This is a genomic window from Pseudomonas fluvialis (assembly GCF_002835605.1).
In the GTDB taxonomy this organism is placed as follows: domain Bacteria; phylum Pseudomonadota; class Gammaproteobacteria; order Pseudomonadales; family Pseudomonadaceae; genus Aquipseudomonas; species Aquipseudomonas fluvialis.
In genome coordinates, this window is sequence record NZ_PIYS01000025.1 from 1 (window position 1) to 4389 (window position 4389).

4 protein-coding genes and 3 tRNA genes are annotated in these 4389 nt (G+C 54.5%); all 7 read right to left on the bottom strand.

Going from position 1 to position 4389, the window contains the following annotated elements; translation table 11 throughout:
• A partial coding sequence (gene tuf, locus CW360_RS12850) for an elongation factor Tu (RefSeq protein WP_101193084.1) occupies positions 1-1166 on the bottom strand: 1166 nt, incomplete at its 3' end.
• Positions 1167-1249: 83 nt separating this feature from the next.
• Positions 1250-1325: transfer RNA gene (locus CW360_RS12855), tRNA-Thr, on the bottom strand.
• 23 nt (positions 1326-1348) lie between these two features.
• Positions 1349-1422: transfer RNA gene (locus tag CW360_RS12860), tRNA-Gly, on the bottom strand.
• A 25-nt stretch (positions 1423-1447) separates the two neighbouring features.
• Positions 1448-1532: transfer RNA gene (locus tag CW360_RS12865), tRNA-Tyr, on the bottom strand.
• Positions 1533-1653: 121 nt separating this feature from the next.
• The gene (locus CW360_RS12870; RefSeq protein ID WP_093987282.1) at positions 1654-2331 is read right to left on the bottom strand and encodes an SPOR domain-containing protein; all 678 of its coding nucleotides are present in this window, start codon (positions 2329-2331) and stop codon (positions 1654-1656) included.
• Complete coding sequence (locus tag CW360_RS12875) at positions 2331-3080, bottom strand: type III pantothenate kinase (protein ID WP_101193972.1); 750 nt, start codon at positions 3078-3080, stop codon at positions 2331-2333. Before CW360_RS12875 ends, CW360_RS12870 begins: the two co-directional genes overlap by 1 nt.
• Positions 3070-4029, bottom strand: a complete 960-nt coding sequence (birA, locus tag CW360_RS12880) for a bifunctional biotin--[acetyl-CoA-carboxylase] ligase/biotin operon repressor BirA (protein WP_093987280.1) — start codon at positions 4027-4029, stop codon at positions 3070-3072. Before birA ends, CW360_RS12875 begins: the two co-directional genes overlap by 11 nt.
• Positions 4030-4389 lie beyond the last annotated feature (360 nt).

Genomic DNA, 4389 nt, shown 5'->3' on the forward strand with positions numbered 1-4389 from the left:
GCACCAACGGTACGACCACCTTCGCGAATAGCGAAGCGCAGGCCGTCTTCCATGGCGATCGGCTTGATCAGGGTGACAACCATTTTGATATTGTCGCCCGGCATTACCATCTCAACACCTTCCGGCAGTTCGCACGAACCGGTTACGTCAGTGGTACGGAAGTAGAACTGCGGACGGTAGCCCTTGAAGAACGGGGTGTGACGACCACCTTCTTCCTTGGACAGCACGTACACTTCTGCTTCGAACTTGGTGTGCGGCTTGATGGTGCCCGGCTTGGCCAGAACCTGACCACGCTCAACTTCATCACGCTTGGTACCGCGCAGCAGTACGCCACAGTTCTCACCCGCACGACCTTCGTCGAGCAGCTTGCGGAACATTTCAACACCAGTACAGGTGGTCTTCAGGGTCGGACGCAGGCCAACCACTTCGATCTCTTCCTGGATTTTGACAATGCCACGCTCAACACGACCGGTTACCACGGTGCCACGACCGGAGATCGAGAACACGTCTTCGATCGGCATCAGGAACGGCTTATCAATGGCACGCACCGGCTCCGGAATGTAGCTGTCGAGAGTCTCGACCAGCTTCTTCACGGCAGTGGTACCCATTTCGTTGTCGTCCTGACCGTTCAGAGCCATCAGCGCGGAACCGATCACGATCGGAGTGTCATCACCCGGGAAATCATAGGTGGACAGCAGGTCGCGAACTTCCATCTCGACCAGCTCCAACAACTCAGCGTCATCCACCATGTCGGCCTTGTTCAGGAACACGACAATGTACGGAACGCCTACCTGACGGGACAGCAGGATGTGCTCACGAGTCTGCGGCATGGGGCCGTCGGCAGCCGAGCAAACCAGGATCGCACCGTCCATCTGGGCAGCACCGGTGATCATGTTCTTCACATAGTCAGCGTGACCCGGGCAGTCAACGTGCGCGTAGTGACGAGTCTCGGAGTCATACTCTACGTGAGCAGTGTTGATGGTGATACCGCGAGCCTTCTCTTCCGGGGCGCTGTCGATCTTGTCGAAGTCAACCTTGGCGGAACCGAATACTTCGGAGCACACGCGGGTCAGAGCAGCAGTCAGAGTGGTCTTGCCATGGTCAACGTGACCAATGGTGCCAACGTTGACGTGCGGTTTATTACGTTCAAACTTCTCTTTAGCCACGAGACCATCTCCTATCGAAGAGCTGAGCGATACACACCACCATTAAAACAAAGGCAGATATTTGCATATCTGCCTTTGTCGTTTGGAGCTCATGAGCGGATTTGAACCGCTGACCTCACCCTTACCAAGGGTGTGCTCTACCAACTGAGCTACATGAGCGAATTACCTGCACAACAACAAACTGGAGCGGGCAGCGGGAATCGAACCCGCATCATCAGCTTGGAAGGCTGAGGTTCTACCACTGAACTATGCCCGCAAGAGCTTATTGCTCATGCTGAATCTGGTGGAGGGGGAAGGATTCGAACCTTCGAAGTCGTAGACGTCAGATTTACAGTCTGATCCCTTTGGCCGCTCGGGAACCCCTCCAAAGTGGGCGGCATTCTATCTCAAGCCTCCCCGGTGTCAAGCTTTTTTTCAAGAAAATCTTGAAGTTACACATCACACCCACTTCCAGTGAGCCACCGAAAGCGGCGCCATTCTATGGCAACTATCGTACCGAAGCAATCCCCTCACAAGGCATTAACTGATTTTCCAAGCCATTGAAATCATTAGACAATTGATTGAGTAGTTGCTCGCTAAGCAAACGCTTGGATTGGGGCGCTACCCTTAGCCAAAAGCTACGCTCACCACGCACAAGCTCTCTCATCAACGGCTCATAGCCCGCCGACCGCAAACGCGCCATCACACTCTCAGCGGAGTCTTTGCGCGGAAAAATTCCCAAGGAAATGCCATTGGCCAGATCCCCCTGACTAATCACATAACTATCAATCTTTCTTGCCTGCAGCTCACGCAATTGCCGCAAGGAAGCCTGCGCAGAGCCCAATGGCGCCAGGTAAACCCAATAGTCTGTCGCCCCCGAAGCCTCCAATGCGAGCACCTCTACCTGCACCCCCACACTCAGTAAACGCTGCTCAAGAGCCAAGGCTTGATCGCGCAAAGCGAACCCTCCCAAGTACAGACAAGCCTGCTCTGTCGATGCGGCTACACCACCAGACTGAACCATGTCACGCTTATGACTATCCTCTGCCAAAAGACGAATACCCTGCCCGGCGCTTCTCGGCAAAGTCATTGCTTCTACCTCTCTGGGCACTACTGGCGCCTGCTGCTGGTTCCAGACGAAATAGAAAAGATTGAGCATCACCAGTAACAGAAAGAACCAACGCATCATTTATCCCCCAGCGGACATGCCAGCGCCAGCCCATGCAACACCAGATCTGGGACAAACCTGAAATCCTTATCGATATCCCTGACCAACAAGGCATCCCCCCCCGTCAGAAAAAGACTCACATTCCCCGCGAACTGCTCCCGCGCCAAGGACACCTGCTCGCGAACGAACGCTCTCAGCATTAGCAAGCAACCGCGCTCAACCGCCTCCATAGTGCTCACCCCAGGGGACGAGTCTGCCAAAGCAGAAGCTACAAATGCTTCACCGTAACGGATTCTTCGCGTATGCGTCTGCAACTGACTGCGCAGCAAAGGCATCCCCGGACAGATGTAGCCCCCCAGATGCCGCCCATCCGACGCAACCCAATCGGAAGTTATCGCAGTACCAAGGTCTAACACCAAGCAGGGCCCCTTAGCGAGACTCCAAGCGCCCAAAACCGCCAGCCAACGATCAACGCCCAGCTTGCCGGGGTCCGCATAGCCATTTTGAACGCCCGCACACCAGCTCTCCGACCGAGCACAGCAGACATTGACACCAAAGGCCCTATTTATCGCCATAACTAAGTGGGCAGTTTCCGCATCACTACGCACACTTACCAGACGGCAGGCATTGATAAGCAGCGAAGCATCGGAAATCGCTCCGAGCAACTCAACTTCAGAGCCTGTCCAGCCCCCTGCCAAAACAGCACCCTGCGCATCGACAATGCGCCATTTGATGAAGCTATTCCCACAATCAAGCTCAAGAATCATGCGCCAACCTCAGGCTCAACTCACCGCCACTGAAGCGCTGTTGATGGCCATCAATTTCCAACAGTAAGGAGCCATCTTCATCGACCCCGCTCAGACGGCCAGCGATCACTGTATCCCCAGAAGATAACTGCACATCCTGCCCCTGCCAGGCACTAAAGCCCATCCACTCATCACGCAATTGCGAAAATCCCTCGCCTTCCAGGCGTTTTAAGTGCGCAATCAAATGCTTTGCCAAATCCACGACGAGCGCCGAGCGATCAAGCATCACGCCCAGTTCAGCAGCCAGCGAAGTCCACGGCTGTTCAATGGCCTGTTGCTCTTCACGCATATTGACATTGATACCCAGCCCGATAATGAGCTGGCAGGCATCTGACGGATCACCAAGCAACTCCAGAAGAATTCCAGATATCTTCTTGTTACCGCACAAAACATCGTTAGGCCACTTCAACGAAAGCGCCGCAAGACCACGACTCTGTAATGTTCGCAGCACAGCCAGCGCCATCACCAGGCTTACTCCTTTGGCCTGCTGAAGCCCAGACGCCAGTGGGTAAACGAGACTTGCATAGATATTACCGGCATAAGGACTGACCCAAGAGCGCCCCCTTCTCCCTCGCCCCTGTGTTTGTTTTTCCGCAAGCACTAGCACAGGCTTCCGGGCAGTGTTTGCAGCCGCATACTCCTGCGCCAAGGAATTTGTCGAAGTCACTGTCTGATGAACGCAAACATCCAGCTCTGGCAAAGCTGCAGTAATAAGCTCCTCATCGAGCAAGCTCAACGGTCTTTGTAAGCGGTATCCCTTACCACGTACCTTGTCGACTACCAATCCGGTTTCAGCCTGCAAAGCTTGCAAGCGCTTCCAAACAGCAGAGCGACTCAAACCCAGCGCACTACCGAGGAGCTCACCCGAATGAAATCGGCCATCGGCCAGAATCGCCAGCAACGCTTGCATCGACTATGCCTCCCTTTTCAGCAGGGCATCATAGCGGCGAGCACAGGCCGTGTAATCAATTTCCAGAAGCCTCGTACAACCTACACTTCATGGATCCACTATATGTGCATGGGCTACTCATCGCACCAGGAGGGGACGCCGACTGGAAGTACATCAAGCGTCGCGAGAACTTACCCAGCCCCAGCTGAAACGCTGAACAAACTAAAAAGCCACCTACGGGTGGCTTTTTAGTAGGCCGGATATTTCCGAAAGTCAGCCTGGCAGCTTTTTCCCGCGCACAAAGAAGAAACCCCAGCCTCTTTCGAAGCTGGGGTTTCGTATAGGTGCTTGACGATGACCTACTCTCACATGGGGAAGCCC

What these genes read in the sequence shown, in the direction of transcription:
- CW360_RS12870 (WP_093987282.1), bottom strand. Translation starts at nt 2,331, where the DNA reads ATGCGTTGGTTCTTTCTGTTACTGGTGATGCTCAATCTTTTCTATTTC.
- CW360_RS12875 (WP_101193972.1), bottom strand. Translation starts at nt 3,080, where the DNA reads ATGATTCTTGAGCTTGATTGTGGGAATAGCTTCATCAAATGGCGCATT.
- birA (WP_093987280.1), bottom strand. Translation starts at nt 4,029, where the DNA reads ATGCAAGCGTTGCTGGCGATTCTGGCCGATGGCCGATTTCATTCGGGT.